This is a genomic window from Candidatus Hydrogenedens sp. (genome assembly GCA_035378955.1).
GTDB lineage: Bacteria > Hydrogenedentota > Hydrogenedentia > Hydrogenedentales > Hydrogenedentaceae > Hydrogenedens.
This window is the reverse complement of the sequence record DAOSUS010000141.1, coordinates 1-2,581: the sequence shown is the minus strand read 5'-3', so window position 1 is coordinate 2,581 and position 2,581 is coordinate 1. Positions and strand designations below refer to the sequence as shown.

Annotated in this window: 1 protein-coding gene; it reads right to left on the bottom strand. The window is 41.6% G+C overall.

Translation table 11 applies throughout. The annotated features are described in order from the left end of the window. Positions 1 to 2,431, bottom strand: a 2,431-nt coding sequence (locus tag PLA12_14675; GenBank protein HOQ33734.1) for a PA14 domain-containing protein, incomplete at its 3' end; no start/stop codon positions are given. Between the last annotated feature and the right edge of the window lie 150 nt (positions 2,432 to 2,581).

Sequence of the window (2,581 nt, the reverse complement as noted above, 5' to 3'; positions counted from 1 at the left end):
AATTAATCGGCACCGGCGTCCCATTCGTATATGGCGATACATTAATCGCCCCTACCCCAGGATTCGTTATGTCGTATTTTGTATTTGCCTGACCTGAACCACTTGCCTCTGCTCCACGATTGCCAGCGTTATCCACGGGTACTAAGGTAAAGTAGTAAGTATCTTCCCCAGAAAATGTATTAAATACAAAACTACCTGACGGGTAAGAAGAAGACCTCAAACCCGTATCTGTCCATGTTCCTCCCGAACCTTTTTTGTACCATAATTCAATTGTATTGATACCGCTGCTATTATCCGATGCACCAGAATAGTTAATTGTAATGGGTGATGTATTTACTGCAGTAGGAGCAGTCACCGTGGAAACAGAAGGTGCCTCGATGTATATACCACCACCGGTGTGCGTTCCGCTATTTGGTGTACCTATCAGATTTCCTGCTATATCTCGGACACCCGATACTGTAATGGTTATATCGCCACCCTGTCTCATCTCGCCTATGGTCCACGCAAGGCGATATGTATTACCCGATACTAACGAAACACTGTTGGGATTATCGGCTAATGTCCCTTTGCCCGTGCCAGAAATGACATAGTTCGTAGATGTAGTTATGCCTGCACCCATGGCTTCGCTAAATGTAACATTTACATAACGGACAGCCGTTACTTGAACAGATGTAACCGTTGGTGGTGTAGTATCTACCACAGTTATAGTTATATCTTTCTCAAAACTCAAATTGTCTGGCCTCGTTCCATTATCGGTAGTGCGAACGCGGATTGTATAATTGCCAGGTGTCAAGTTAGCAGCGGCGGTTCTAACGGTGTTGCCAACTACATCGAAATTTGCGGAACCAGATACTTTGGTATATGTAAATGTTTGTTGAGGATTTGCTCCCGTAACATTATCTATGTCGAAGGTAGAAAGAGTACCTACCGCGGTTCCCGCAGGAAGATTAGAACCGATAGTGGAATTAGATATCGTTATATCCGATGGTGCCTCGTTAAGTATAGGATAAAATGCAGATGCAGGTATCATCTGTTTACTTATACCTGGACCTGACCAACTTACTTGACAAACTGCCCCACCGGTAAGTTCATCATATCTTAAATCAAAGTAATATTTCCTTCCGCCTGTAAGAGCAATACTTCCACTGTATTCTGTTGGAGATTGAGGTTGTCCTAAACGATTTATTAATCTTGTTCCATTTACATATAAATCAACACCATCATCACTGGTTACATAAAAGGTATATGTGCCGTCGGTAGGAACTAATACTTTTCCACGCCACCATGCACTAAAATTATCCGCAACAACTCCATATTCTGGACTACCTGTACCCCAATCATGCCAGATACCAAATTCATACCGTTCTGTGGCAAAATTTGCAGGTTGGTTTCCACTCCAGTTTGCGTTGTAATATTGAGCAATAACGGTTCCTTGTAAAATGCCTAAATTGGCTTGAGGAATAACTTGTTTTGATACGCCGGGACCTTCCCAACGAAGTTCTGCTGTGGCACCTCCACCATTTTCATAATATTGCATTTCAATATTATGCCAGCCCGCATCAAGGTAAATAGCGCCGGAAGATACCTCTGTTAGTCCCTGGTCAACCCATTGGTTAATTCGTTGAGTACCATCAATCCATAGCCTTGCTCCATCATCAGTATAAGTATAAAAAGTCCAGTTACCAGAAGTTGGAATATAGATATTGGAATGCCACCACACAGCAAAATAATCTGAACTAATCCAGTTACTTAACTGCGGGTCGCTCGTTCCCCAATTAAAATTAACATTAGGGTCGATACGGTTCATAGACCAGTTGCCATAAGTAAATGGGCTGGGTGGAGGAGAACCGCCACTCCAGCGGTAATATCTTCCATGAATTCCCTGAAATTGAGTAACACCTTTATTTATATCAAAGGCGCTGGCAGGAATAACCTGCTTTGATACACCAGGACCTTCGTATAACAAGCGGATAACTGCCCCCCCTTCATTTTCAAAGTAATCCAGGTCAACTTTATGCCAGCCCGCAGATAGGGTAAATGGTCCTGATGAACGTTCATCACCCCCCATGAGATTCCAACTATCTATTCTAAGTGTTCCGTCAATTCGCAATCTTACTCCATCATCACTCTGGGTATAAAAGGTCCAGTTTCCTGTCGTGGGAATATAAACCATACCTCGGAAACCGATAGCAAAGTAATTGTCGCCAATACCAGCAATCCCAGGAGCACCCGTGCCCCAATTGAAATCGACATTAGACTCAAGCCGCTTTGCACGATAATATGTGGTTTGAAATGGATTGCTTGGGACTCCAGAACCATAACCTGTGTAGTATTCAGCGAGGATATAAGCATTTGCTGTTTCTGAAACAAACAATCCAAACAGTGCAAGTAAAGTAATGAGTAAAACAAGATGCCCAAAATTCATTTTCATACCACAATTCCTTTTTACTGACAATATTTTGTTTATATTAAATTTTGTTTTTTACTCCATGTTTTTATTATAACAAAGTCTAATTTTGGATTATCAAATGAAACCTCTGAACAAATAGGGTTTTTAGTTTTTGGATTAAACTGTAAAATG